This window comes from Allobosea sp. R86505, assembly GCF_042466375.1.
Taxonomy (GTDB): Bacteria; Pseudomonadota; Alphaproteobacteria; order Rhizobiales; family Beijerinckiaceae; genus Allobosea.
In genome coordinates this window covers 3,100,204-3,124,476 of sequence record NZ_JAXHPY010000001.1, presented here as the reverse complement: position 1 = coordinate 3,124,476, position 24,273 = coordinate 3,100,204, and the positions used below count along the sequence as shown (strand labels likewise).

Here is a 24,273-nt window from a genome sequence, read left to right as displayed (position 1 = left end):
TGACAGGAATGACGACCCGTCTGTGACAGCAGGCTGAATGGCCTGCCGTCCAATTGTTATCCATTCAGTTTAGTGTTGTCGAGAGGCGCGCCGGTCAAGGACACGGCGCCTCCGCGTCCTAGCCGCGCTTCGCCGGTCCCGTCGCGAGCGGGCGGTCGCTGGCGCCCCATTCGGCCCAGGAGCCGTCATAGATCGCCCGGGCCGGCTTGCCGATCGTCTCCAGTGCCGTCGACAGGATCGCCGCCGAGACGCCCGAACCGCAGCTCGTGATCAGCGGCCGGTCGAGATCGACGCCGGCCTCGGCAAAGGCGGCGGCGATAGCGTCCGGCGATTTCAACTGCCCGTTCTCGACGATCGCGGGGAAGGGCAGATTGAGCGACCCGGGCATGTGGCCGGAGCGGACGCCGGCGCGCGGCTCCGGCGCCTCGCCGCGGAAGCGGTCGCCGGGACGGGCATCGACGACCTGCGCGGTCCCCTCGGCCAGGGCGCGGGCGACATCGCCGGCATCGGCCACGGCGGAATGGTCGAGACGGGCGGTGAAGCTGCGCGCGGCGCGGCTGCGCGGCGGGCCCTGCTCGATCGGGCGATTCTCGGCCTGCCATTTCGGGAAGCCGCCTTCGAGAATCACCACGTCTTTGGCGCCGAAGGTCTTGAAGGTCCAGCGCACGCGCGGCGCGGCAAACAGCCCGAGCCCGTCATAGACGACGATGCGCATGCCGTCGCCGATGCCCATCGCGCCGACCGCGGCGGCGAAGGCCTCCGGGCGCGGCAGCATGTGCGGCAGGTCGGAGCCGGTGTCCTTGACCGCGTCGATGTCGAAACGCAGGGCGCCCGGAATGCGCCGCTCGGCATACTCGGCATGGGGATCGCGGCCATGGACCGGCAGGTACCAGGAGCCGTCGACCACAACGACGTCGGGCGCGTCGAGGCGCTGCGCGAGCCACTCGGTCGAAACGAAAACGGTGTCGCTGGGCATGTGGGCGTTTCCCCTGAACTTTGATTGTTTCGCCGTCGGCGGTCGGGCGCCCTCAGGCGAGCGCGATCCGGACGCGGCGGTTCTGCTTGCCCTTCTTCTCGATATCCGTGACCGCGACAAGGCCGATCTCGGCGGTGTTGCGGACATGGGTGCCGCCGCAGGGCTGCAGATCGATCTCGCCGATCGCGACGAGCCGGATGCGGCCCGAGCCACGCGGCGGCTGGACCGACATGGTCTTGACCAGGCCTGGATTGGCGTCGAGTTCGGCATCGGTGATCCAGCGCTCGATCACGGGTGCGTCGCGCGCGACCAGGGCGTTGAGCTTGTCGGCAATCTCCGCCTTGTCGAGCCCACCCTCGGGAATGTCGAAATCCAGCCGGCCATCGCCCTCGCCGATCGCGCCGCCGGTGACGGGGAAGGGCAGGACGACGCTGAGCAGATGGAGCGCGGTGTGGATGCGCATGCGCTTCAGCCGCCGCTCCCAGTCGAGGACGGCGGTCAGCGCCTCGCCGGGCTGGGGCACGGGCTGGCCCTCCATCGGCACATGCAGCACGCGGCTGCGGTCCTGCGGATCATAGATCGCGCTGCCGATCTCGATCGCGGAGCCATCGGCCCGGCGCAGCAGGCCGGCATCACCGGGCTGGCCGCCACCGGTGGCGTAGAAGACGGTCTTGTCCAGTTCGATGCCGCCGCGCTCATTGATCGCCAGCACGGTGGCGGGGGTCTCGGCGAGATAGGCGTCGTGGCGGAAGAGCAGGGCGGTGGTCATCGGTCTCGCACTCTTGAGATTCGTCCCGGCGGTCGCGCCGGGGGCATCGGCATGGCCTCGCGAGACTGCACCGATCCCGGCGCCCGCGCTACAGCGCGGTTGCGTGGGCGCTGCGCTTCGGTGACGGCGGAGGAGGGCTTCCGTCCGCCCGGCGCAGGGCCTAGATAGGCGGTCTTCCCCGTCAGCGAGGTCCCATGTCCCTGCCGCGCATGCAGCCGAGCGACGGCATCGCCTGGATCACCGGCGCGAGCACGGGAATCGGCGAGGCGCTGGCGCTCGAACTGGCGCGGCGCGGCTGGAGCGTCGCGATCACGGCGCGGCGGCTCGACCTGCTCGAGGATGTGGCGCGGCGGGCGGAAGGGTTGCCCGGCCGCATCGTCGCCCATGCCGGCGACGTCACCGATTCCGCTGCGATGCAGGCGGTGGTCGACGGCATCGAGAGCGTCCATGGTCCGATCGCGCTCGCCGTGCTGAACGCTGGCATCGCGCCCGAGTCGGACGGCCTCCTCGACATGGAGGCCTTCGAGCGAATCATCGCGGTCAATCTCGTCGGCGTCGCCCGCGGCGTGTCGGCAGTTCTGGACCGCATGGTCGCGCGCGGCCGCGGTCAGATCGCGGTCAACGCCTCGGTCGCCGGCTATGGTGGGCTGCCGGGCGCCTCCGCCTATGGCGTCTCCAAGGCGGGCGTGATCCATCTCTGCGAGACGCTGAAATTCGACTGCGACCGGGCGGGGATCACTCTCCAGCTGGTCAATCCGGGCTGGGTCGACACGCCGATGACGCGCCCCAAGACGGTGCCGATGCCCTTCATCATCACCCCGGAGGCGGCGGCGCGGCGCATCGCCGACGGTCTGGCGTCGGGCGGCTTCGAGATCACCTTCCCGCGCCGCCTGGCCTGGCTGCTCAAGGCGGTGAACCTGCTGCCCTATCCGGCCTATTTCTCGCTGCTGCGGCAGGCGTCCCGGCGCGAGCGCGCCAGGACGCTCTGAACCACGGGCGTCAGTCCCGGGTCGCGGCCAGGGCCGCCAGCGCCCGCTCGCGACCGGCGTCGAGATCGACGATCGGCCGCGGATAGGTCTCGCCGAGCCCGATCCCGGCGCGGCGCAGGGTGCCGGCATCGGCCTTCCAGGGCTCATGGATCAGCGCGTCCGGCAGGTCTGCGATCTCCGGCACCCAGCGACGGACATAGAGGCCGTCGGGATCGAATTTCAGCCCCTGCGTGACCGGGTTGAAGATCCGGAAATACGGCGCGGCGTCGGCGCCCGAGCCCGCGACCCACTGCCAGCTGGCCGCGTTGTTGGCCGGGTCGGCATCGACCAGCGTATCCCAGAACCAGGCCTCGCCCTTGCGCCAGTCGATCAGCAAATGCTTGATCAGGAAGGAGGCGACGATCATCCGGACGCGGTTGTGCATCCACCCGGTGGTCCAGAGCTCGCGCAGACCGGCATCGATGATGGGGTAGCCGGTCGCTCCGCGCTGCCAGGCCTTCAGCCCGGCTTCATCGCGGCGCCAGGGAAACGCGTCGAAACGGGCGTTGAAGTTCCGCGTCGCGAGTTCTGGATTGTAGAACAGCAGGTGATAGGAGAATTCGCGCCAGCCGATCTCCGACAGGAACTTTTCGGCATCGGACGAGGAGGCCGCGGCCTCTCCGCTTTCGACGGCGCTGCGCGTCGCATGCCAGATCTGGCGCGGGCCGATCTCGCCGAAGCGCAGATGCGGCGACAGGCGCGAGGTTGAGACATAATCGGGCCGGTTGCGGCCCTCGCCATAGCCGTTGAGTGGGCCGGTGAGAAAATCCGTCAGTGCCGCGGCCGCGCCGGCCTCGCCGGGCGTCCAGGCTTCACGCAGGCCGCCAGCCCAGTCCGGGCTCGTCGGCTCGAGGGCCAACGATTCGAGCGTCACCGCCATCGCCGCCACAGGCTGCGGCAATTTGAGTGGAAGGACCCGTTCCGGAGCCGGCCGGGGCGCCGGCGGCTCGCCCAGCGCGCGCGCGGCACGCCAATAGGGTGAGAACACCTTCATCGGGTCGCCGGTCTTGGTGGTGACCTGCCAGGGCTCGTTCAGCAGCGCGGCGTTGAAGGTGGCGACGCGATGGCCGGCAGTCGTCAGCGCGGTCTTGAGGTCGGTGTCGAGAGCGATTGCTGCGCCTTCATAGCGCCGGCTCCAGGTGACGAGATCGACCTTCGCCTGCGCCGCGACGCGCTGCAGGATCTCGGCAGGATCGCCCCGCATGATGACGAGCTCCGCGCCGCGCTCCGCAAGCGAGGCGCCGAGCGACGCCAGCGACCGCGACAGCCACCAGCGGCTCGCAGCACCGGGAGCGCGCCGCGCGTCGCCCTCGTCGAAGATGTAGAGGCACAGGGTCGGGCCGTTCTCGACAGCGGCCGCCAGGGCCGGATTGTCGGCGAGGCGCAGATCGTCGCGAAACCAGTGGAGGGATGAGGCTGCCATGCGCGAGAGCTAACGCTTGGTCGCCCGCCGCGCCAGCAGGGCGAATGCGGCAGGAGGAAGCAGGCCGGTTCGCCCTGCGCCCGCTGCCACCGGCCTGTTACTCGTGCTGGCGGGTCACCAGGTGCAGTCCCATGGCGATCGCGGCGGTCGTAGCGACGTCCGTAGCTGCGCTGTGGCGAGCCGTAATGGCGGCGATAGCCATAGCCTGGCCGCGATAGCGGTTCCGCGGCCCGCAACAGCGACCTTCCGGATCCTTCATTGCCGCGGATCTGGGCCAGTTCGATGTCTGACCTGACCGGGTCGGCCAATACCGGCGGCACGGGGATCGAAGTCCCTGCCAGGGTGCCGGCCGCCCTGCCAGGCCCGGCGTCGTCACCGCTGCGAGAATCAAGTTGGTCATGTCTTGTGTCCCGGGCGGGAGCTGCGTGGCTGTTCGGCCCCTGACACCCCAGCGTCGCAGGCGCCCGATGGTTGCAGGAGAGCAAGGCGCCGCTCCAACTCCGGGTGGAATCGGTCTCGAATCGGGGCCTGAAAGGGGGACGCCATCGTGGGAAATTCCGGCCGGAGGCCGGTGAGGCAGCGACGGCGCAGTGCCCAAATGCGAAAGGCCCGTGGCAGGGCACGGGCCTTTCGAAACACTGGCTCCCGGAGCAGGATTCGAACCTGCGACCAATCGATTAACAGTCGATTGCTCTACCGCTGAGCTATCCGGGATCGGTGGCCGCGTATAGCGACGCCGTTCCGGCGACGCAACCCCTTTTCCAACCGCTCTCCCGGAATGGCGCCGATCTGCACCGTCCCCCTAGCATGGCAGTTGCGGCGCGGCCCTGCATATGGTTATAGCGGGCCATCGGGTCGGCGCTGCGGCGTTTCGGTCCGCGGAAGGCCTCGTGGCGGAGTGGTTACGCAGAGGACTGCAAATCCTTGCACCCCGGTTCGATTCCGGGCGAGGCCTCCAATCTTTTTCAGACGATCGATCGTTGAGGACGCGACCGGCCATCGCTAGGGCGGGGCGTTCGGCTGCGCGTCAAGAGCCCGGATCGCCGACGACCAGCGAGGCTGGCTCGGTGTAAGGTGCGACAAGGCGTTCCAGCATGCCAGCGGTCTCCGGATCCTTCGCGAAATGGATCAGGCTCCAGATCTCTCCCGCCATCTCGAGCAGATACTGCTCGGCGGCGGCGGCATCGAGCGCCGAAAAATCGAACTTGGTTTCGTTTCCGGGGCGGCCGGCTGCGACGTAACGCGCCATCCGGCTGCGCAGTGCGTCGGAATATCGCTCGATCGTGGGGTTCTGATTGACCTTGGCGATGAGCATTCCGCCCTCGGCGACGGCCGTCAGCATCCGCCGCAACAGAATCGTCCGGTTGAAGTCGGACAGCTTTTCCAGATTGGTCTGCAGTTCCGGCAGAAAGGATGCGCGCGGGTTGGAGACGGTTCCGCTCATGCCGGCGGCCCCCGTCGTCTCCAGATAACGGCCGATTGGCCTGAGGAACTCGAGGTCGCAGGAAAGACCGCTGCACCGAATGCGTTGGGCACTGATCTCGACGGCGACCTGGCGGCCCGACGCGGTGTCGATGACAGCCTCCTCGCAATCATAGAAGCCGTGCCGATCCAGCAGCCAGAGCCGCCGGTCTCGATCGCCGTCGCTGCGCGCGCTGCCCTTGCCGACCAGCGACTGGCCGTCGAGTTCCTCCCAGATCCGCTCGACCAGGGCCAGATAAGCGCTGTTGGCGGCAAGATAGCGCGCATCATACAGGCCGGTGGTCGAAAGGACCGTCGCGACCTCCGAGCGGTCAACGAGCCTCAGGCAGAGAGATTTCGTATCGAACATGCCGGCCGTCCACGCGAGTCGCGCATGACGTTACGTCATATATCTGATGCGCGACACATGACTCCGCTTGCCCTGGCGTCGGGATTGCGCGTCATGCGCGCAACGACGCCGCGACCTGCCTGTCGCGTCGCGAGGGCGGCGGGCGGCGTCTTGCCTTTTGCAACGCACTCGAACAGAAAGCAGCCGTGGTCGACGGGGACGCTTTCGCGCGGCACGGCGCGGCGTGCAGGTCATGTGCGACCGCGGCCGGCCTCGTCGTCGGGACGCACGGAGAATTCGGGACATGGACAGTTTCGCCGCCTTGCGCCGCATGATGGTCGACTGCCAGCTGCGGACCTATGACGTGACCGACCGTGCCGTGCTGGCGGCGGCGGACACGGTGCCGCGCGAGGCTTTCCTGCCGGCCTCGCTATCGCATCTGGCCTATCTCGACCAGGCGGTGGGGCTTCCCGGGACGGGGCGGGCGCTGATGGCGCCGATGGTGCAAGCCCGCATGATCCAGGTGCTCGATCTGCAGGCCGGGGAGCAGACGCTCGATTATGGCGGCGGTTCCGGTTACGGCGCGGCTCTGATGGCGCAGATGGGCGCCGAGGCGACGCTGTGGGAGCCGGATACGGCCGCACTCGAACAGGCCAGGGCGGCGTTCGCCCAGGCGGGCACGACGGTTGCGGCTTCGGCGGAGAAGCCGGCAGATGCCAGCTTCGACGCGATCCTCGTCTCGGGTGCCTGCGAGACGACGCCGGATTCGCTGTTTGCGCTGCTGCGCGAGGGCGGCCGGCTCGTCGTGGTCGAGGGCAGCGGCCGCGCCGCGCGTGTGAAGCTCTATCAGAAGAGCGGCGGCAAGGCTTCGGGGCGTGCCGTGTTCGACGCGGCGGCGCCGGCGCTCGAGGAGTTCCGCACGAAGCCGGAATTCGTGTTCTGATACCCGGCAGTGTCGCATTTTTGCGGCACAGACGCAGGCATGGTTGGCAATGCTGCATCTGCGCGTTGGCGGATGGCGAGCGGCGGGCTATGTATCATTTCTTAGTATGCCGAGGCTGGGGCGATGCCTGGGCGCGACTTGAGTCCGCACATGAGGCGTCCTGTGGTAAGATGGTTTGATGGTAGAAAGATCTGCGGATCGGGTCTGGCGGCTGCGCTGGGCCTGATGATCGCGTCGGGAGCATCTCCGGCTCTCGCCCAGACCATGGAGGCGGCGCTGGCGCGCGCCTACTCCGGCAATCCGACCTTGAACGCCCAGCGCGCCTCTCTGCGGGCGACGAACGAGAACGTTCCCCAGGCGCTGTCGGGCTATCGGCCCCGCATCACGGCCTCGGCCGATATCGGTGCGAGCATCACGGATGCGAATATCCCGGGTGCGCGGACCTCGACCACGCGTCTCGCCCCTCGTGGCGGCGGCGTCCAGATCGACCAGAACATTTTCGACGGCGGCAAGACCCGCAACTCGGTCGGGCAGGCTGAATTGCAGGTGCTCGGTGCCCGCGCCACGTTGCGCAACACCGAGCAGAACGTCCTGCTCGACGCTGCGACGTCGTATATGAACGTGCTGCGCGACACGGCGATTCTCACCCTCAATCGCAACAACGTCGAGGTGCTCGAGGAGCAGCTGCGCCAGACGCGCGATCGTTTCCAGGTGGGTGAAGTCACGCGCACCGACGTCGCGCAGGCCGAGGCGCGGCTGTCTCAGTCGCAGTCGCAGGCCATTCTCGCCGAATTGAACCTGAAGACATCGATCGCCCGCTATCGCCAGAACGTCGGTGCCGAGCCGAGGCAGTTGGCGCCGGGGCGGCCGGTCGAGAACCTGCTGCCCAAGACGCTGCCGGCCGCGCTGAACGCTGCGCTCTCCGGGCATCCCGCGATCATCGCATCGCTGCACGGCGTCGATGCGGCCGAGCTCCAGGTCAAGGTGACGGAGGCCGATCTCTATCCGGTGCTCGGTGTCCGCGGTCTCGTGCAGCAGCGCTACGACGCCAGCACCTTCGGCGACAATCGCACTTCCGCGAGCGTCGTCGGCACGCTGACGATCCCGATCTATGAGGGCGGTCAGGTTTATTCGCGGACGCGTCAGGCGAAGGAAACCGCCGGCCAGCGCCGCATCGAGGTCGACACCCAACGCGATACCGTCCGCGCTGCCGTCGTTTCGGCCTGGGGCGGGCTGGAAGCCGCCAAGGCCCAGATCGTTGCCGCGCAGGCGCAGGTCCAGGCGGCGGAAACCGCGTTGTCGGGTGTGCGTGAGGAGGCCAAGGTCGGCCAACGGACGACGCTCGATGTGCTGAACGCCCAGCAGGAGCTCGTCAGCGCGCGCTCGACACTGGTGACCGCGCAGCGTGACCGCGTTGTCGCCTCCTATTCGGTGCTGTCTGCGATCGGCCGGCTCTCGGCCGCCACGCTGAAGCTCCGGGCCGAGGCCTATGACGAGCGCAAGCATTACGAGCAGGTGAAGGGCCTGCTCTGGGGCACGCAGACGCCGGACGGGCGCTGACCCTGGCGGTTGCCCCGCGCGCCGGGCTGGGCGCAGCGTCCGCCCACGGGGTATTCGCGCAACAGACGTGCTTTCCCTGTGGGCGAGGTCGCGACGTGCCTTGCCTGACATCACCTGCGTGAAATACTCGATTACTGGGCGGCGTTGATTCTGTCGGTGCGCCCGGAGTCGAGTGGTCCGGATCCAATGAGCGCGCAACCGAAGCCCAACGAACCGTCGATGGAGGAAATCCTCGCCTCCATCCGGCGGATCATCTCGGACGACGAAAAGCCGGCCGAAGAGGGCGCGGCCGTCGAAGCTGCGCCGGTCGCACCAGAAGAGCCGCCTGAGCCGCCGCCTGTCGAGGACGACGATGTTCTCGATCTCGGGGCCGAGGCGGCGCGCGTGCTTCCGCCCGAAGAGCCTGCCGACGTGCCGGACGGCGACGTCGATTTCCTCGAACCGCCGCCGGCTCCCGAGCCGGTCGTCACCGCGCCGCCGCCGGAACCGGAACCCGCCCCGGCGCCTGTCTTCGCGGCCGCGCCTCCTCCGCAGCCAGCGCTCGACATGGCGCAACTGCTCTCCGACCAGACCAGCTCCGCCGTCACCAGTGCCTTCGGGCAGCTCGCCCACACCGTGCTGACCAACAATGCGCGGACGCTGGAGGATCTGGTCAAGGACATGCTCAAGCCGATGCTCAAGACCTGGCTGGACGACAATCTGCCGACCATGGTCGAGCGTCTGGTGCGCGCCGAGATCGAAAGGGTGGCGCGCGGCGGCCGTCACTGACCGCAGCGCGCTCTATTGGTCAGACGTCGCCGATCCGACGGCGGCTCTCCGCAGCCCCCGTCTTCAGCCGTTCGAAGGCGCCGGCCTGGTTGAGACGCTTGAACGCGAAGGCCGCGAGCGTCATCATCGCGGTCGGCGCGCCGAGCCGCGAGACCAGCATCGCGAGGCCGACGGCCACCGGGCGGGGATAGCGGCCGGACGCGGCTTCCGCCGCGATCCAGGCGCCGACGGCGTGAACGAGCAGGTTCATCAGAGCACCACCTTCCGATTGACGCCGATATCCGGCTTGGCACCGGTCAGGGCCGCGGCCGCCATCTTTACCGTCGTGACGATCTTGCCGGGGCTGGCCCAGAACTCCGCCATCGAAGGCCGCACGCGCAGCACGCGGATGTTCGGGTCGTCCTCACTGTCCCAGAAGGCCTTGTTGCTCGGCTCCCAGAGCTGCTTCACCTTGGCCCGGTCGTCGACGACGGTCGCGGTGCCGGTCACCGAGACGTAGCGCATGCTGCTGTTGTCGGCGAAGGTGACGCAGACATTGTCGTTGATGCGGATCTCGTCGTCCTTGTGGTGGCGACGGTCGGTCAGGAAAAAGATCGTGTCCTCGTCGCGCTCGCCATGGGCGTGCATCGGCCGGGCGCGCAACTCGTCGCCCTCGCCGTCATGGGTCACGAGCATCGCGAATTTGATGTCGTCGATCAGGTCCCAGACCTGGGTCTGTTCGGTGTGATGGGTCATCTCGAAGCTCCTGCTGGATTGCAGCTTCAACCGTCGTGGGGCGTGGTGGTTCCGCCACGATGGGGCGCAAGCGAGGCCTTCGGCAGGTTGCGGCGTCGTCGCAGCCTCCCTGACGGTTGACGCGAGGGGGCCGCTTGCGCTCTTAAGTCCGGCAACCTTTCGGGCCCAGTTTCTCCGGCCGGGCCATGTCCCGGTCGTTTTCGTTCGAGCGAAGCGATGATGGACAAGACATTCGAGCCGGCCGCCGTCGAGGCGCGGATCAGCAGGGCCTGGGAGGAGGCGAACGCCTTTGCCGCCGGGCGCGGCGCGACGCCGGGTGCCGAGCCCTATTGCATCGTGATCCCGCCGCCCAACGTCACCGGCTCGCTGCATATGGGCCACGCGCTCAACAACACGCTGCAGGACGTGCTCTGCCGCTTCGAGCGGATGCGCGGCAAGGACGTGCTCTGGCAGCCGGGAACCGACCATGCGGGCATCGCCACGCAGATGGTCGTCGAGCGCAGGCTCGCCGCCGAGAACAAGACCGACCGGCGCACCATGGGCCGCGAGGCCTTCCTGGCCGAGGTCTGGAAGTGGAAGGAAGAGTCCGGCGGGACGATCGTCAATCAGCTCAAGCGGCTGGGGGCCTCCTGCGACTGGTCGCGCGAGCGCTTCACCATGGATGAGGGGCTGAGCCAGGCCGTCCTCAAGGTCTTCGTCGCCCTGCACAAGCAGGGCCTGATCTACCGCGCCAAGCGGCTGGTGAACTGGGACCCGAAGTTCCAGACCGCGATCTCGGACCTCGAGGTCGTGCAGGTCGAGAAGACCGGCTCGTTCAAATGGCAGCGCAGCAGTGAGGACGAGTTCGACTCGGCCAAGCTCGACAAGGTCCTGAGCAAGGATCCGGGCGGGCATCTCTATTATTTCAACTACCCGCTCGAAGGCGTGACCTACGACGCCGACGACGCCTCGACCTATATCCAGGTCGCGACGACCCGCCCGGAGACGATGCTGGGCGACACCGGTGTCGCGGTCCATCCGGATAACGAGCGCATCGGCAGCCTGATCGGCCGCAACGCCGTGCTGCCGCTGGTCGGCCGCGTCATCCCGATCGTCGGCGACGACTATGCCGATCCGGAGAAGGGCACCGGCGCGGTCAAGATCACCCCGGCGCATGACTTCAACGATTTTGAGGTCGGCAAGCGCCACAAGCTCGCGGTCATCAACATCCTCGATGGCGAGGCGCGCATCCTGCTGGCGGAGAACGAGGCCTTCCTCCAGGGCAGCGCGCCCGAGGGGCAGACGCTGGCGCTGCACGGTCTCGACCGTTTCGCGGCGCGCAAGACGGTCGTCGCGCTGATGGCGGAGCGCGGCTTCCTCGCCAAGATCGAGCCCAACACCAACACCGTGCCGCATGGCGACCGCTCGGACGTCGTGATCGAGCCCTGGCTGACCGACCAGTGGTATGTCGACGTCAAGCCGCTGGCCAACCGCGCGCTCAAGGCAGTGCAGGACGGGCGCACGAAGTTCACGCCCGAGAACTGGACCAAGGTCTATTACGACTGGCTGGAGAACATCGAGCCCTGGTGCGTCTCGCGCCAGCTCTGGTGGGGCCACCAGATTCCGGCCTGGTACGGGCCCGATGGCGAGTGCTTCGTGGCGGAATCGGAAGCCGCCGCTCAGGCGCTGGCGCTCGGCCATTATGGCGGTGCGGTCCAGCTCACGCGCGACGAGGACGTGCTCGACACCTGGTTCTCCTCAGCGCTCTGGCCGTTCTCGACGCTGGGCTGGCCGGAGGATACGGCGGAGCTGAAGCGCTACTACCCGACGGCGACGCTGGTCACCGCCTTCGACATCATCTTCTTCTGGGTCGCCCGGATGATGATGATGGGTCTCAACTTCATGGACGAGGTGCCGTTCAGGGACGTCTACATCCACGCCATCGTTCGCGACGAGAAGGGCGCGAAGATGTCGAAGTCGAAGGGCAACGTCATCGATCCGCTGGTGCTGGTCGACCAGTACGGGGCCGATGCACTGCGCTTCACGCTGGCCGCGATGGCCGCCCAGGGCCGCGACATCAAGCTCGCGACCAACCGTGTCGAGGGCTACCGCAACTTCGCGACCAAGATCTGGAACGCGGCCCGCTTTGCCGAGATGAACGGCTGTGCCCGCGTCGAAGGCTTCGACCCTGCGCAGGTGAAGCTGCCGCTCAACCGCTGGATCCTCAGCGAGGCCGCCACCGCGGCCGAGGGCATCGCGGCGGGCATCCCGAGCTTCAGGTTCAACGAGGCGGCGGGCGCAGCCTATCGCTTCGTCTGGAACCAGTTCTGCGACTGGTATCTGGAGTTGGCCAAACCGGTGCTGCAGGGCGAGGGCGTCGATCCCGCCGAGAAGACCGAGACGCAGGCGACGGTCGCGCATGTCATCGACCTGATCTGTCAGTTGCTGCACCCCTTCATGCCCTTCCTGACCGAGGAACTCTGGGCGCAGAAGGCGGGCGAGGGGGCTCCGCGCGCATTGTCCGCAGGAGATGCGGCGCTGGTCTGCCTGACCCGCTGGCCGGACCTCGCCGCGCTGAAGGACGAGGCAGCGGAGGCCGAGATCGGCTTCGTCGTCGATCTGATTTCCGACATCCGCTCGGTCCGCTCCGAGGTGAACGTGCCCGCCGGCACGCAGGCGCCGCTGGTGCTCGTCAACGCGTCTCCTGCGACGCGGGCCACGGTCGAAGCCTGGGCGCCGATGATCGAGCGCCTGGCGCGCGTCTCCGCCATTGCTTTCGAGGCGGCCTCGCCGGCGCAGTCGGCCCAGATCATCGTGAGGGGCGAGGTCGCGGCGCTGCCGCTGGCCGGGATCATCGATCTCGAGGTCGAGCGCACGCGCCTGACCAAAGAGATGGCGAAGCTCGACCAGGACATCGCCACCGTCGACAGGAAGCTCGGCAATCCCGACTTCATGGCCCGGGCGCCGGAGGAGATCGTCGTGGAGAATCGCGAGCGCAAGGCGGCGGCAGAAGCGCGCAAGCTCAAGATCGCGGAGGCGCTGGCGCGGCTGTCGTGAGGACCGCGCCCGTTTTCGGCCGCGGGGCTGTCGTCAAATTGACGTTACCGCAAGACATTGCTGGCATTCTTCCCGCGACACGGTTAGATGCGCGTCGGACGCAAGCCCGCCATGCATCTCGATGCCGATAACCCAGGACCGGTTGTTCTTCCGCCATGTTGAAGCGCGCCTATGACGGGCTGGTTGCCTATTCCTCGCATCCGGCCGCCCCTTGGCTGCTGTTCTTCCTGACCTTCGTCGAGAGCTCGGTCAGCCCGCTGCCGCCGATCCCGCTCCTGATTCCGATGTGCATCGCCCGGCCGGACCGCGCCTGGTTCTATGCCGGGGTGTGCTCGCTGGGCGCCGTGCTCGGCGGCTATCTCGGCTACGCCATCGGCGCACTGCTCTACGACTCGGTCGGTTCCTGGCTGATCAGCATCTATGGGCTGCAGGACAAGGCGGCGCAGCTGATCTCGACCTCGCAGGATTTCTGGTTCTGGGTGCTGGTGACCAAGGGCCTGACCCCGATCCCCTTCAAGATCGTGACGATCATGTCGGGCTTCCTGCATTTCGACCTGTGGAAGTTCACGATCGGCATGGTGATCTCGCGCGTCACCTTCTTCGCGATGATTGCGGTCGCGCTGCGCTATTATGGCGACGACATTCGCATCTTCATCGAGAAGCACCTGCCGATGACGGCGCTCGCACTCGTGGTGGTCATCGTCGGCGGCTTCTTCATCCTGCCGATGGTGCTCTGAGCGCCGCCGGGCGTACCCTGTCGGGCGGGTTGTGGCATCGCGGCAACAGTTCGCCGGATTGCGCCGGGGTACCGGCGCCGGGATGGAACCGCCGCGATCCCGCCACAAAGCGCCCTCAGCAAGGGTGGGTGATAAGTCTCTGAGATATAGACGAATTAAAGTCTGATTCCGGGGTCGCGGGTGCTGATATGCGGCATCGGGGAGGGCGGGACCGACGTTGCGCCCGGCTTGGCCTGCGTGGCACATCTGCCGCGCGCGTCACAGCGCAGGGTGGAACGAGGAAAAAGACGATGGATGCGCGTGTTTTCGACAAGTCCAGGCTTCCCAGCCGGCATGTGAGCGTGGGCCCGGCCCGCGCCCCGCACCGCTCCTATTACTACGCCATGGGCATGACCTCACGGCAGATTTCCCAGCCCTTCGTCGGCGTCGCCTCCTGCTGGAACGAGGCCGCGCCCTGCAACATCTCGCTGATGCGCCAGGCCCAGGCCGTGAAGAAGGGCGTCGCCTCGGCGCAGGGCACGCCGCGCGAGTTCTGCACCATCACCGTCACCGACGGCATTGCCATGGGCCACCAGGGCATGAAGTCGTCGCTCGCCTCGCGCGAATGCATCGCCGACTCGGTCGAGCTCACCATGCGCGGGCATTGCTATGACGCGCTCGTCGGCCTCGCCGGCTGCGACAAGTCGCTGCCCGGCATGATGATGGCGATGGTGCGCCTGAACGTGCCCTCGATCTTCATCTATGGCGGCTCGATCCTGCCCGGCACCTTCAAGGGCAAGCCGGTCACGGTGCAGGACGTGTTCGAGGCGGTCGGCAAGCACTCGGTCGGCGCCATGTCCGACGAGGACCTGCAGGAACTCGAGGAGGCGGCCTGCCCCTCGGCCGGCTCCTGCGGCGCGCAGTTCACCGCCAACACCATGGCCACCGTCGCCGAGGCGATCGGCCTTGCGCTGCCCTATAGCTGCGGCGCGCCGGCGCCCTACGACGTGCGCGACACCTTCTGCTACACCGCCGGCGAGATGGTGATGGAGCTGATCGCCCGCAACATCCGCCCGCGCGACATCGTCACCCGCAAGGCGCTCGAGAATGCGGCGATGGTCGTCGCGGCCTCGGGCGGCTCGACCAATGGCGCGCTGCACCTGCCGGCGATCGCGCATGAATGCGGCATCGATTTCGATCTCTTCGCCGTCGCCGAGATCTTCAAGAAGACCCCCTACATCGCCGATCTGAAGCCGGGTGGAAAATACGTCGCCAAGGACATGTTCGAGGTCGGCGGCATCCCGCTGCTGATGAAGACGCTGCTCGACCACGGCTTCCTGCATGGCGACTGCATGACGGTCACCGGCCGCACGATCGCGGAGAACCTCGCCAGCGTGAAGTGGAACGACGAGCAGGACGTCATCCGTCCCGCCAACAAGCCGCTGTCGGACAATGGCGGCGTCGTCGGCCTGCAGGGCAATCTCGCCCCCGAGGGCGCGATCGTGAAGATCGCCGGCATGACCACCGAGCAGCTGACCTTCACCGGCCCGGCGCGCTGCTTCGACTGCGAGGAGGACGCCTTCGCCTGCGTCAGCAAGCGCGAGTACCAGGTCGGCGACGTGCTGGTGATCCGCTACGAGGGCCCCAAGGGCGGGCCGGGCATGCGCGAGATGCTGTCGACCACGGCTGCCCTCTACGGGCAGGGCATGGGCGACAAGGTCGCGCTGATCACGGATGGCCGCTTCTCGGGCGCCACCCGCGGATTCTGCGTCGGCCATGTCGGGCCTGAAGCCGCCGTCGGCGGGCCGATCGGCCTGATCCGGGACGGTGACATCATCGAGCTCGACGCCATCACAGGAAAGCTCGCAGTCCGCCTTTCTGATGCCGAACTTGAGGAGCGTCGTAAGAGCTGGGTGCCGCGGAAGACGGACTACAACTCCGGCGCTCTCTGGAAATATGCGCAGACCGTCGGCTCCGCCAAGGGAGGGGCCGTGACCCATCCGGGCGGCGCCGCCGAGACCCATTGCTATGCGGATATCTGAGACCACGATCGCAGCCTTGTTCCTCGTCCTGGGTGGCCAGCAGGCCGCCTGGGCGCAGGATGTCATGGGCGGTCGGGGTCCGGTTCCGCCCCGGCCGATCCCCGGGGTGGCGCTGCCCGAGCCCCGCGCGCTCGACGTGCCCTCCGCCGGCGCGGCGACCATCGCGCCTTCTCCCAACGCGCCGGCCGCCCATACGGCGCTGCCGCTCGTGCCCTTCAGCAGCGCGCGTGACGCGATCCGCGCCTGGATGCGGGATTCCACGGCCGGCAACCAGGCTGGTGCCGTGCGCGCGCTCGAATACGCGGCCGCGCAGGGCCATCTCACGGCGCAGTTCAAACTCGGCCGAATGTATGCCGGCGGCGAGGGCGTGCCCGCCAACGATCTCAAGGCGTTCGAGTATTTTTCGAAGATCGCGGACGAGAATGCCGACGCGATTCCCGGCACGGCCAATGGCCGCATCGTCGGCAGCGCCTTCGTGGCGCTCGGCGGCTATTTCATGGACGGGATCAACGGCAGCTATGTCCGCCCGAATCTCGACCGCGCCTTCGACATGTTCCACTACGCCGCTTCCTATTTCGGCGATCCGGAAGGCCAGTACAATCTCGGCCGGCTCTACATGAACGGGCAGGGCACGCGCCGCGATGCGCGTCAGGCGGCGCGCTGGATGAAGCTCTCGGCCGAGAAGGGCTATGCGCCCGCGCGCGCCGTCTTCGGCGACATGCTGCTGCGCGGGGCCGAGGGCGTGCCGCGCCAGCCGGTGCTCGGGCTGATGTGGCTTTCGCTGGCGCGCGAGAGCGCCGATCCCGACCGCGACAGCTGGATTATCGAGCGCCACGAGACGGCGTTTGCGACCGCTTCGGCCGGCGATCGTACCGCGGCGCTCGCCCTGATCGAGCGCCAGCAGGTGGCCGGCGCACGCGCTGCCGTGCCGCGCTGAGGCACCGCCCTTTTCCGACGCCGGTCGCATCCAGCCGCAGGAACGTCGCGTAACGGCTCCGTCAATCGGAGTCCCGTTCCATGCACATCGCACGCCTTGTCGTCCTCGCCGCGCTTGTCTCCCTGCCGGGCGCGCCCAGCCTGGGGCAGGAGGCCTATGAAAGCTGGCCCGTCCTGGCCGATCCGTTTCCGAGCACCGGCGGCGGCGGGATCATGATCCACGACTACGATCCCGTCGTCGCAGGCGGCGAATGCACCACGCATTTCCGCGCCATCGAGCCCAACGGCACCGTCTATCGCAATGCGATCGTGTTCGACGCGGTCGAGGCGCAGGGCGGCATCCTCTGCACGAACGGCCGCTGGCGTTCGCTCGATAGCGATGCCACCGGCACCACGCCGTTCAAGGTCTTCATCAAGGACGGGGTGAAGCGCGGCTCGGGCGAGTGAGCCGCACGTCGTCATTGCGAGCGCAGCGAAGCAATCCAGGGGCCGCGCGCTCGACGTCCAGTTGGATTGCTTCGCTGCGCTCGCACTGACGGGACGGCTTCAGGCTGCCCGCAGTTCCACCATCACCGGCACATGGTCCGACGGCTTCTCCCAGCCCCGCACATGCTTGGCGATCTGCACGCTTTCCAGCCTGTCGGCGGCCTGGGGCGAGAGCAGGAGATGGTCGATGCGGATGCCGTTGTTCCGCTGCCAGGCGCCGGCCTGATAGTCCCAGAAGGTGTAGAGGCCGGCCTCGTCGGTGGTGGCGCGCAGGGCTTCGGTGAGACCGAGATTGATGAGCCCCCGGAAGGCCGTGCGGGTCTGCGGCAGGAAGAGCGCGTCCGAGACCCAGGCGGCCGGATCGCGCGCGTCGCGCGGCTCGGGGATGACGTTGTAGTCGCCGGCCAGCACCAGCGGCTCCTCATGGGCGAGCAGCATCCGCGTATGGGCGGTGAGGCGCTTCATCCAGCCGAGCTTGTAGGGATATTTCTCGGTGTTGGGCGGGTTGCCGTTGGGCAGGTAGATCGAGGCCAGCCGGACGACGCCGCCGGCCAGCGGCAGCACGCCCTCGAGATAGCGCGCCTGCTCGTCGGCCTCGTCGCCCGGCAGCCCGCGGCGGACATCCTCGAGCTTCGCCCGAGACAGGATCGCGACGCCGTTGAAGGTCTTCTGGCCGTGGGTCTCGACCTGCCAGCCGGCCTCCTCTATCTCGCGGCGCGGGAAGTCGGCGTCCATGCATTTGATCTCCTGCAGGCAGAGCGCGTCGGGCTGCGCCTCCTTCAGGAAATCCAGCAGATGGCCGAGCCGCTGGCGGACCGAATTGACGTTCCAGGTGGCGATGCGCACGGGCAGGCTCCGGTTCAGAAGAAGCGCAGGATAAGCGGCACCAGCGCCGCCGTGACAAGCCCGTTGAGGCCCATCGCGATGCCGGCGAAGGCGCCGGCCACAGGATTGACCTGGAACGCGCGCGCCGTGCCGATGCCATGCGCGGCGAGCCCGGCGGCGAAGCCGCGGGCCCGCCAGTCGGTGAAGCCGAGCACGACCATCAGCGGCGTCACCATGACCGCGCCGAGGATGCCGGTCGCGATCACCAGCGTGGCAGTGAGCGAGGGTTCGCCGCCGATCTCGCGGGCGATGCCCATGGCGATCGCCGCCGTGACCGATTTCGGCGCGAGCGAAGCCAGGATCGGATGCGGCACGCCGAAGGCCGCCGCGATACCGACAGCGCTGACAACCGCGGTCACGGCGCCGGCGAAGAGCGCCGCCAGGATCGGCAGCACCGCCTTGCGCACCAGCGGCCAGTGCCGGTGCAGCGGCAGGGCGAGCGCGACGGTGGCCGGGCCGAGCAGGAAGTGCACGAACTGCGCGCCCTGGAAATAGGTCTCGAAGGGCGTGCGCGTCGCCGTCAGGATCGCGGCCAGCAGGGCGACGGCGATCAGCACGGGGTTGGCCAGCGGGTGGCGCCCGAAGCGGGCGGAGATCCGGTCGGCGACGACATAGGCGATGAGCGTCACGGTGAGCCAGAGCAGCGGATCGGTGGCGAGATAGACCCAGAGCGTCTCGACGCGGGCCAGATCGGGCGCGATCACGACTCCGGCTCCGCCCGGCTGCCGACCAGCGCCGCGACCTTAACGAAGACGAACGCCGTGACGGCCAGCGTCAGCGCCGTCGAGAGGGTGAGCGCCACGATCAGCCCCGGTCCATGCGCCGCCAGGGAGGCGGCGTGGCGCACGATGCCGGTGCCGGCCGGCACGAACAGCAGGGACAGGTGAGCCAGCAGGACGCCGGCCACAGTCGCCAGCGGGGCGCCGTCCTGCGCCGCCGCCGGACGCAGCCGCAGGCCGAGGAACAGCAGCGCCATGCCGATGACGGGGCCTGGAACCGGCAGGGCGAACAGGCGGGCCATGGCCTCGCCGACGAGCTGGCAGGCCAGAAGCAGGGTCAGGGCTGAGATCATGCAGGGCGGCTCCGATGCCGCTCCACCCTAGCGCCGTCCATGCGCGCAAACAAAAGCCTCCCCGCGGTGCTGCGGGGAGGCTTGGACGATCCGGACGTCAGGCGGCGTCAGGGGCAGGCGCGAACCACGCCACCCTTGGCGATGTAGGTGCCGGTCTCGGGATCGTAGGAGCGGAAGCGGCGCGAGCAATAGGCGACGGCGTCGACATCGCTCGGGCTGTAACCATAGGCGCGCAAGGGCGCTCCGTAGACCGGCGCCGGCTCGACATAGACTGAAGGCGGCGCGACATAAACCGGGGCCGGCGCCACATAGCGCGGGGCGGCCAGCGCACCGGCAGCGAGCGCGCCGCCGATCACGCCGGCGGCGATGCCGGCGCCGACGGCCGCTCCGCGACCGCCGCGGTAATAGCCGTAGCGCGGGCCATAATAGCGCGGGCCATAGCCGTAGCGGCGATACTGCACGGTTTCGACGAGACCGGTCGCGGCACCGGCGGTCGCCAGGGCCGGGCCGGCCGCGGCAGAGATCGGGGCAGCTAAGGCCGGGGCCGCCAGCAAGGCCGTGCCGACGAGGGCGGCAGCGAGGGTGAAGGTCTTGATCATGGGCGGATCCTCTCTTCAGGAGCGAGAGGAAGCTTGCGCATCCTCCGATGGTCACAAAGCGTAACGGCGACGCTCGTTGGTTGGAAAGGTGACACGTGATCGCGTCAAAATTTCGTCGTGTGTCGCACGGGAGAGCCGTGGTCGCGTCCATGCGGAAGACGCTTGCACGCCGCCGATCTGCGCTCCATATCGCAGCGACCGATTTTGCACTGCATCATCCGTTTGCAGGATACGATACCGACCATGGCGCAGGCTGACGAAACCCCTCCTCAGAAGACGGCCCCGGCGCCCGTGCCGCTCAGCCTGATGTCCCGGATCATCTTCGGTTCGCGCTGGCTGCAGCTGCCGCTCTATCTCGGGCTGATCGTGGCGCAGTGCGTCTATGTCTTCAAGTTCCTGAAGGAGCTGGTGCATCTGGTCCAGCACGCCACCGATTTCAGCGAGCAGCAGATCATGCTGGTGGTGCTGGGGCTGATCGACGTGGTGATGATCTCGAACCTGCTGGTGATGGTCATCGTGGGCGGTTACGAGACCTTCGTCTCGCGGCTCAATCTGCAGGGTCATCCAGACCAGCCGGAATGGCTCAGCCACGTCAACGCCAGCGTGCTCAAGATCAAGCTCGCCATGGCGATCATCGGCATCTCGTCGATCCACCTGCTGCGGACCTTCATCGAGGCCGGCAATATCGGCAGCGCCAACCGCACCACCGACTACACCGAGACCGGCATCATCCTGCAGACGGTGATCCACACGGTCTTCATCCTCTCGGCCATCGGCATCGCCTGGGTCGACCGGATGACAGTGGCATCGCCCGGCAAGGGACACTGACGGGCCCCTGCCTGTCTCCGCAGCGGCTCAGGAGGCGCGGAGACCGCGGCCTACTGGCCCCGCCCGGCCCGTGCGGCGAAACGGATCGCCTCCTCGGCGGCGCGGAACAGGGCCTTGGCCTTGTTCACGCATTCGGCCTGCTCTGACGCGGGGTTCGAATCATAGACGATGCCCGCGCCGGCCTGGACATGCATGCGGCCGTCCTTGACCACGGCCGTGCGCAGAACGATGCAGGTGTCCATCTCGCCATTGGCGCCAAAATAGCCGATGCAGCCGCCATAGGCGCCGCGCGCATCGTGCTCGAGCTCGTCGATGACCTCCATGGCGCGCACCTTCGGTGCCCCCGAGACGGTGCCGGCGGGGAAGCCTGCCGCCAGCGCCGCGAGCGCGTCATGGCGCGGATCGATCGTCCCCTCGACATTCGAGACGATGTGCATGACCTGGCTGTAGCGCTCGATGAAGAAGGAATCGGTGACCTTCACCGATCCGATCTGCGCGACGCGGCCGACATCGTTGCGCCCGAGATCGAGCAGCATCAGGTGCTCGGCCCGTTCCTTGGGGTCGGCCAGCAGCTCCTGGGCGAGGGCCTCGTCCTCGGCCGGCGTGGCGCCGCGGCGGCGCGTGCCGGCGATCGGCCGGATCGTGACCGTGTCGTCGCGCAGCCGCACCAGGATCTCGGGGCTCGAGCAGACGATCTGGAACGCGGCGAAGTCGAGATAGCAGAGGAACGGCGCCGGATTGACGCGGCGCAGGGCCCGGTAGAGCGCAAAGGGCGGAAGCTGGAACGGCGCCTCGAAGCGCTGCGACAGCACGACCTGGAAGATGTCGCCGGCGCGGATGTAGTCCTGCGCGGTCGCGACCATGCCGTGGAACTGCGCCTCGGTGGTGTTGGAGACGATCGCCGGCTCGGGCAGGGCGGCGATGTCGATCGCCGCCTCCGGGGGCAGGGGGCCTTCCAGCGCGCGTACCACCGCATCCAGCCGCTCCAGCGCCCGCTCATGGGCGGCGCGGGCCGAAACGCCGGGCTGGTGGCGCACCGGCGTCACGACATGGATCTCGTCGCGCACCGAATCGAACACGACCATCAGCGTCGGCCGGGTCAGGATGGCGTCGGGCACGCCCGTGCCGGTGTCCTTGGGCTCCGGCAGGCGTTCCATCAGCCGGACCATGTCGTAGCCGAGATAGCCGAAGACGCCCGCCGCCATCGGCGGCAGCTCGTCGGCGCCCGTCGCCTCGGCCTGGGGAATGGCGCTTTCGTCGAGCAGCGCCCGCAGGCTCTCGAAGGCCGGGCGGGGATCGGGGAGGAAGGCCTCGCCGAGCGCCGGGCGGCAGAGCGCGGCCTCGCCGCGATGGCAGCGCCAGATCAGATCGGGCTCGAGGCCGATCATCGAGTAGCGGCCGCGGACCGCGCCACCCTCGACCGATTCGAGCAGGAAGGCCGGCCCCGTCGTGGCGTGGCGCAGCTTCAGAAAGGCGGCGACGGGCGTCTCGCAATCGCCGACCAGCACCTGCCGCAGGATCTGCGGGGTGCCGGCCTCGTAGGCGGCGGCGAACGCGTCGGGACCCTGCGCCTCGGTCATGGTCAGTTCTGGTTGCCGCCGGTGGCGTTGCGGAACGCCGCCTCGTTGATCGAGACGCTGAGTTCGGCCTGCCGCTGCGCGACATATTGCGTGAGAATGTCCTCGCTGACGCTGGCGCCGAGCGTGCGGGCGAAGTTCTCGGCCTCTTGAGTCGTGCGGGCATAGCTCGGCACTGTGGCGGCATCGACCTTGAACAGGATGCGCCCGCCATCGGCGACGGACGCCGAGCCGCTCTTGCCGGCCGGGGTGCCGAAGATCAGGCTGACGACATTGGCGGGCAGGTCGGGGCGCTGCTCCTGGCGGCCGATGCCGGCCGCCTGCTCGATCGTCAGTCCGGCTGAGGATGCGACGACATCGAAAGACTCGCCCTTGTCGAGCCGCTCGACCAACTCGCGCGCCTTGGCGGAGAGGCGGCTGGCGACCTCGTCAGCGCGCCATTGCGTCTCGACCTGCGCCTTGACCTCGTCGAAACCCTGCTCGCGCGCCGGGTCGATCGTCCTGACGTCGTACCACACATAGCCCGTGTCGCGGGGCAGGCGGATCGCCTCGTTGTCGACCCCCGGCTCCGAGCGGAAGATGGCCTGGACCGTGGCGTCGCCGCCAGCCAGCGGAGCCTCGGCGCTGCCGTCCGGGCGGAGGAGGCCGGCATCGATCGGCCCGACGCTGCGGAGCGGCAGGTTGAACTCCTTGGCGATCTCGGCCAGCGGCCGGGCCGCGGCGCGCTGGTCCTCGATCTTGTCGTGTATCTCGGTGATGAGACTTGCGGCGCGGCGCGTGGCGACGTCGCCGCGCATCTCTGCCGCGACCTGCTCGAAGGGGCGCACTGTCTCAGGCACGACCGCGGTCACGCGCAGCAGCACCGGGCCGAAGGCACTCGTGACGGGGGCGCTGACCGTGCCCTCCGCCAAGGCGAAGGCGGCGTCGCGGACGGCCGGATCGAAGACCTGGGTGCGGGTGAAGCTGCCGAGCGTCAGTTCGGCCGCGGCGATGTTGCGCGCGGCCGCGACGGCATCGAAGCTCTCGCCGGCCTCGATGCGGGCGCGGGCGGCCTGCGCCTCCTCGGCATTGGGGAAGACGATCTGCTGGATGGTGCGCGTCTCGGGCGTGGTGAAGCGCTGCGCCTTCACCTCCTCATAGCGCGCGCGGGCCTCGACCTCGCTGACGGCGGCGGCGTCGGCCAGCGTCTCGGCCGACAGCGCGAGGATGTCGGCGGTGCGCCGCTCGGGCGCCCGGAACGCGCCCTTGCGCTCCTCGAAGAAGGTCTTGAGCTGCGCCTCGGTCGGGGCCGGAATCTCGCCGGCCAGGCCGGGCGCCAGGCGCGCCAGGGTGACGTCGCGCCGCTCGTTGCGCAGGCGGTGACCAAGTTCCTGGAGCGCCACCGGCGCGCCGACGGCGCCCACGACCATCTCGCCGATCTGCTGGCGCAGGATGGTCTCGCGCTGCTCGCGCACATAGCTCTGCTCGGTGAAGCCGTTCGAGCGCAGCAGATCGTTGAAGCGCGGCGCCGAGAAATTGCCGGAGGCGTCGCGGAAGGTGGGATCCGCGAAGATCAGCGTGCGGATGGTGTCGTCGGACACGGCCAGGCGCATGGACTGCGCCGTCTGATCGAGCACCGAGGCCGTCACCAGGCGCGAGAGCGCCTGCCGGTTGAGGCCGAGCGCGCGGGCCATCTCCGGTGTGATCTGGCGGCGCTGCTGGCGGGTCAACTGCTGGAGATCGTTCTGGAAGGCCGTGCGCATCTGCTCCAGGCCGATCTCGGCCTTGCCGACGCGGGCGACGGAGTTGCGGCCATACCCCTGGAAGATGTCGCCGATGCCCCAGATCGCGAAGGAGAAGATCAGGAAGCCGAACAGGACGAAGATGAGAAGCTTGCCGAAAAAGCTCCGACCCGCGTTGCGGATGCCCGTCATCATCATGGAGATCTGTCTTTCCTGGCCCTGGCGGGGCGCTGCGGGCGCCCCGGCCGGTTTTCGTCGGCGCTGCTTATAGGAACCGCAGCGCCGTGCCGCAATCGCCCCCGCGGATTCGTGTGCCATCGACGCAGGCGAGGCCCGCCACCGTTGCAGGCCACCGCCGGCATT

General features: G+C 68.3%; 22 protein-coding genes and 2 tRNA genes. 11 read left to right on the top strand and 13 right to left on the bottom strand.

All coding sequences use genetic code 11. The features are described 5' to 3' along the window. Window positions 1-118 precede the first annotated feature (118 nt). Together sseA and SJY11_RS15070 are read right to left on the bottom strand one after the other, a co-directional pair. A complete protein-coding gene (gene sseA, locus SJY11_RS15075) occupies window positions 119-976 on the bottom strand; it encodes a 3-mercaptopyruvate sulfurtransferase (RefSeq protein WP_376987388.1) in 858 nt (285 codons plus the stop codon). A 52-nt stretch (window positions 977-1,028) separates the two neighbouring features. Next, window positions 1,029-1,745, bottom strand: a complete 717-nt coding sequence (locus SJY11_RS15070; RefSeq protein WP_376987386.1) for an alanyl-tRNA editing protein — start codon at window positions 1,743-1,745, stop codon at window positions 1,029-1,031. Between the two features lie 194 nt (window positions 1,746-1,939). On the opposite strand from SJY11_RS15070, the gene SJY11_RS15065 reads away from it, so the two are divergent. Further along, window positions 1,940-2,734, top strand: a complete 795-nt coding sequence (locus SJY11_RS15065) for an SDR family NAD(P)-dependent oxidoreductase (protein ID WP_376987384.1) — start codon at window positions 1,940-1,942, stop codon at window positions 2,732-2,734. Between the two features lie 10 nt (window positions 2,735-2,744). Here the strand turns inward: SJY11_RS15065 and SJY11_RS15060 are convergent, their stop codons facing one another. Continuing rightward, on the bottom strand, window positions 2,745-4,196 hold the full coding sequence (locus tag SJY11_RS15060) for a cryptochrome/photolyase family protein (RefSeq protein WP_376987382.1): 1,452 nt from the start codon (window positions 4,194-4,196) through the stop codon (window positions 2,745-2,747). A 639-nt stretch (window positions 4,197-4,835) separates the two neighbouring features. Next, window positions 4,836-4,910, bottom strand: a tRNA-Asn gene (locus tag SJY11_RS15055). Window positions 4,911-5,080: 170 nt separating this feature from the next. On the opposite strand from SJY11_RS15055, the gene SJY11_RS15050 reads away from it, so the two are divergent. Beyond that, a tRNA-Cys gene (locus tag SJY11_RS15050) sits at window positions 5,081-5,154 on the top strand. Window positions 5,155-5,223: 69 nt separating this feature from the next. Here the strand turns inward: SJY11_RS15050 and SJY11_RS15045 are convergent. Next, window positions 5,224-6,027, bottom strand: a complete 804-nt coding sequence (locus SJY11_RS15045; RefSeq protein ID WP_376987380.1) for a hypothetical protein — start codon at window positions 6,025-6,027, stop codon at window positions 5,224-5,226. Between the two features lie 283 nt (window positions 6,028-6,310). On the opposite strand from SJY11_RS15045, the gene SJY11_RS15040 reads away from it, so the two are divergent. From SJY11_RS15040 to SJY11_RS15030, 3 genes are all read left to right on the top strand, one after another. Further along, a complete protein-coding gene (locus SJY11_RS15040) occupies window positions 6,311-6,949 on the top strand; it encodes a protein-L-isoaspartate O-methyltransferase family protein (RefSeq protein ID WP_376987378.1) in 639 nt (212 codons plus the stop codon). 225 nt (window positions 6,950-7,174) lie between these two features. Further along, a complete protein-coding gene (locus SJY11_RS15035; protein WP_376987376.1) occupies window positions 7,175-8,509 on the top strand; it encodes a TolC family outer membrane protein in 1,335 nt (444 codons plus the stop codon). Between the two features lie 186 nt (window positions 8,510-8,695). Further along, window positions 8,696-9,277, top strand: coding sequence for a PopZ family protein (locus SJY11_RS15030; RefSeq protein WP_376989337.1), 582 nt, complete (start codon window positions 8,696-8,698; stop codon window positions 9,275-9,277). 19 nt (window positions 9,278-9,296) lie between these two features. Here SJY11_RS15030 and SJY11_RS15025 read toward each other — a convergent pair whose 3' ends face one another. Beyond that, window positions 9,297-9,527 (bottom strand): hypothetical protein, encoded by a 231-nt coding sequence (locus SJY11_RS15025; protein WP_376987374.1) that lies wholly within the window; start codon window positions 9,525-9,527, stop codon window positions 9,297-9,299. Further along, window positions 9,527-10,012: a pyridoxamine 5'-phosphate oxidase family protein gene (locus SJY11_RS15020; protein ID WP_376987372.1), complete on the bottom strand. Its 486-nt coding sequence runs from the start codon at window positions 10,010-10,012 to the stop codon at window positions 9,527-9,529. The genes SJY11_RS15025 and SJY11_RS15020 overlap by 1 nt, the downstream gene beginning before the upstream one ends. Before the next feature lie 216 nt (window positions 10,013-10,228). On the opposite strand from SJY11_RS15020, the gene SJY11_RS15015 reads away from it, so the two are divergent. From SJY11_RS15015 to SJY11_RS14995, 5 genes are all read left to right on the top strand, one after another. Beyond that, window positions 10,229-13,048 carry a valine--tRNA ligase gene (locus tag SJY11_RS15015; RefSeq protein ID WP_376987371.1) on the top strand — a complete coding sequence of 940 codons (2,820 nt, stop codon included), beginning with the start codon at window positions 10,229-10,231 and terminating at the stop codon, window positions 13,046-13,048. 155 nt (window positions 13,049-13,203) lie between these two features. Then, window positions 13,204-13,785 (top strand): YqaA family protein, encoded by a 582-nt coding sequence (locus tag SJY11_RS15010; RefSeq protein ID WP_376987370.1) that lies wholly within the window; start codon window positions 13,204-13,206, stop codon window positions 13,783-13,785. Between the two features lie 290 nt (window positions 13,786-14,075). Beyond that, window positions 14,076-15,806 carry a dihydroxy-acid dehydratase gene (ilvD, locus tag SJY11_RS15005; protein ID WP_376987369.1) on the top strand — a complete coding sequence of 577 codons (1,731 nt, stop codon included), beginning with the start codon at window positions 14,076-14,078 and terminating at the stop codon, window positions 15,804-15,806. Beyond that, window positions 15,793-16,743 (top strand): tetratricopeptide repeat protein, encoded by a 951-nt coding sequence (locus tag SJY11_RS15000; protein WP_376987368.1) that lies wholly within the window; start codon window positions 15,793-15,795, stop codon window positions 16,741-16,743. Before ilvD ends, SJY11_RS15000 begins: the two co-directional genes overlap by 14 nt. Window positions 16,744-16,823: 80 nt before the next feature. Continuing rightward, window positions 16,824-17,189 carry a hypothetical protein gene (locus tag SJY11_RS14995; RefSeq protein ID WP_376987367.1) on the top strand — a complete coding sequence of 122 codons (366 nt, stop codon included), beginning with the start codon at window positions 16,824-16,826 and terminating at the stop codon, window positions 17,187-17,189. 99 nt (window positions 17,190-17,288) lie between these two features. Here the strand turns inward: SJY11_RS14995 and xth are convergent, their stop codons facing one another. The 4 genes from xth to SJY11_RS14975 form a co-directional block, all read right to left on the bottom strand. After that, window positions 17,289-18,074, bottom strand: a complete 786-nt coding sequence (gene xth, locus SJY11_RS14990; RefSeq protein ID WP_376987366.1) for an exodeoxyribonuclease III — start codon at window positions 18,072-18,074, stop codon at window positions 17,289-17,291. A 14-nt stretch (window positions 18,075-18,088) separates the two neighbouring features. After that, window positions 18,089-18,802 carry an LrgB family protein gene (locus SJY11_RS14985; RefSeq protein WP_069057219.1) on the bottom strand — a complete coding sequence of 238 codons (714 nt, stop codon included), beginning with the start codon at window positions 18,800-18,802 and terminating at the stop codon, window positions 18,089-18,091. 11 nt (window positions 18,803-18,813) lie between these two features. After that, window positions 18,814-19,185, bottom strand: coding sequence for a CidA/LrgA family protein (locus SJY11_RS14980; protein WP_376987365.1), 372 nt, complete (start codon window positions 19,183-19,185; stop codon window positions 18,814-18,816). Between the two features lie 107 nt (window positions 19,186-19,292). After that, complete coding sequence (locus SJY11_RS14975) at window positions 19,293-19,784, bottom strand: BA14K family protein (protein ID WP_376987364.1); 492 nt, start codon at window positions 19,782-19,784, stop codon at window positions 19,293-19,295. Window positions 19,785-20,027: 243 nt separating this feature from the next. On the opposite strand from SJY11_RS14975, the gene SJY11_RS14970 reads away from it, so the two are divergent. Beyond that, complete coding sequence (locus SJY11_RS14970) at window positions 20,028-20,612, top strand: TIGR00645 family protein (RefSeq protein ID WP_376987363.1); 585 nt, start codon at window positions 20,028-20,030, stop codon at window positions 20,610-20,612. 50 nt (window positions 20,613-20,662) lie between these two features. Here SJY11_RS14970 and trpE read toward each other — a convergent pair whose 3' ends face one another. Both trpE and SJY11_RS14960 read right to left on the bottom strand, forming a co-directional pair. Further along, window positions 20,663-22,192: an anthranilate synthase component I gene (gene trpE / locus SJY11_RS14965; protein WP_376987362.1), complete on the bottom strand. Its 1,530-nt coding sequence runs from the start codon at window positions 22,190-22,192 to the stop codon at window positions 20,663-20,665. Window positions 22,193-22,194: 2 nt separating this feature from the next. Further along, window positions 22,195-24,108, bottom strand: a complete 1,914-nt coding sequence (locus SJY11_RS14960) for a peptidylprolyl isomerase (RefSeq protein ID WP_376987361.1) — start codon at window positions 24,106-24,108, stop codon at window positions 22,195-22,197. Window positions 24,109-24,273 lie beyond the last annotated feature (165 nt).